1 protein-coding gene and 1 pseudogene are annotated in these 1,312 nt (G+C 55.9%); both read left to right on the forward strand.

The annotated features are described in order from the left end of the window. Positions 1-525, forward strand: a 525-nt coding sequence (locus ACZ5SK_RS48520; protein ID WP_361710841.1) for a hypothetical protein, incomplete at its 5' end; no start/stop codon positions are given. A gap of 665 nt (positions 526-1,190) precedes the next feature. Beyond that, positions 1,191-1,312, forward strand: a pseudogene (locus ACZ5SK_RS48525) (RHS repeat-associated core domain-containing protein); the annotation flags it as partial.

Consider the following 1,312-nt stretch of genomic DNA (forward strand, 5'->3'; position numbering starts at 1 on the left):
CACGTCCAGATCACCGCAGTCACCCACTACACCAAGCGCCAGCGCACACACGACCTCACCATCGAAGACATCCACGCGTACTATGTGCTGGCGGGAGCTACGCCGGTACTCGTACACAATTGTGGTGAGGACCTCCTTAAAAGGGCGCGTGAGCTTTATGGTACGCGAGCTGATGAGGCCTCAACCGTTGCGGTTGCTCGAGTCCAGAACATAAACAATCCGAACATGACTGAAACATGGGTAGCTACTGAACGTACCGGCCTTCCTTTCGAATGGAAGGGGGGTATTGCGCCGCTGCGGGGAGAACGCTACATCGCTGGCCAAGGGCACGCTGAGGCCACGATTATGAATAAGTTAGGAAGTGACTGGAAGATCGTGGGGATGGCTTCTTCGACCAGAATGTGTCCGGTCTGTTTGACTCAAGCGACAGATATGGGTCTCAGGCCGAGTTCCATCGGTATGGGTACTGGTGTGTCGAGCACCAATAACACGCCCTATCGAGTGGTTCTAGGGGGTGACCGGTAATGGAGTTGTTCAATCTGGTTGGAGGGTTGTCCCTTGCCAGGATGAGGCCCGTCCTTGAGGTTGCGGGGACTCCCTTTCTGGCGGAAATTGACGCCGTCGTTGCTGCATGTAACGATTCGGAGTATCCAGGCTGCGCAGAGGAGATTGCATCGCTGAGGAATTGGCGAAGTGAGATCGGCGCGTTGGAGGACTCGTCTGAACCGGAATACTTTCAATCGACTGCTGCTGGCGTGGCAATGCTCGTCACGACAAGCGAACTTTCCGAGAGTGATCGGGAATGGAAGATCAGGTCAAGTGTAGGAAACTTTTGGGAATCCTGCGATGACTTGGTGCATGCTGGTGGCGGATATTCGAGGCGCGAATTCCAGGGAATTAAAACGACCCTGTATGGGGTTGAGGAATTTTGGATTAATGGAGATCTTCGCCTGTTGTCTGAGGAGGGAGCGCGTGTCACGGATGTCTACTCGGCGCGTCTTTCTAAAATTCGTTCAAACTATCCGAAACGCCGAGGCATTGCGCGAGTCGTAGCCGAGTGTGCCGGATGGGAGTGATGGTGACTATTAGACACCACAATGATCACGAAGCCCGTGCCTGCTCTGCTATGCGCCCCAACCGGTCATAACTCGACCAGCCGCACACCCCCGGAACTTGCAACAGCCCTGGACACGGGCCTGACCCACCTCGGCGCCCGTGAATACGACCCCGCGATCGGCCGCTTCATCAGCGTCGACCCCATCCTCGACCTGAACGACCCCCAAACCGTCAACGGCTACAGCTACTCCGGCAA

Source organism: Streptomyces sp. NPDC031474 (assembly GCF_055581185.1).